General features: G+C 68.9%; 1 protein-coding gene. It reads right to left on the bottom strand.

Annotated features, from left to right (window positions below; genetic code table 11):
- A partial coding sequence (locus P9254_RS28835; RefSeq protein WP_278103918.1) for a VCBS domain-containing protein occupies nt 1-486 on the bottom strand: 486 nt, incomplete at both ends.

Raw genomic sequence — 486 nt, 5'->3', positions numbered from 1 at the left:
CGCCGCGTCGTTGGTGCCGGTGATGGTCACCGTCACCGTTCCCGTCGCCGTGCCGTCCTGGCTCGTCACCGTGAAGCTGTCGGTCACCACCTGACCCGCGGTCAGCTCGTTGTGCGCGCCGTTGCCGGTGTAGGTCCAGGCGCCGTCGGCGTCGATCGAGAAGTCGCCATAGGTGCCGGCGGCATTGGTCTGCGCCACCACATGCGCTTCACCCGTGTCGGGATCGGTGATCGTCAGCTGGCCGCTGGTGTTCAGCGCCGCCGCCGTGTCGGCTTCGGTCACCGACTTCGAGTCCGAGCTCACCGTCGCCGCGTCGTTGGTGCCGGTGATGGTCACCGTCACCGTCCCCGTCGCCGTGCCGTCCTGGCTCGTCACCGTGAAGCTGTCGGTCACCACCTGACCCGCGGTCAGCTCGTTGTGCGCGCCGTTGCCGGTGTAGGTCCAGGCGCCGTCGGCGTCGATCGAGAAGTCGCCATAGGTGCCGGC

Source organism: Mesorhizobium sp. WSM4983 (assembly GCF_029625765.1).
In the GTDB taxonomy this organism is placed as follows: domain Bacteria; phylum Pseudomonadota; class Alphaproteobacteria; order Rhizobiales; family Rhizobiaceae; genus Mesorhizobium.
This window is presented reverse-complemented; position numbering and strand designations above follow the sequence as displayed.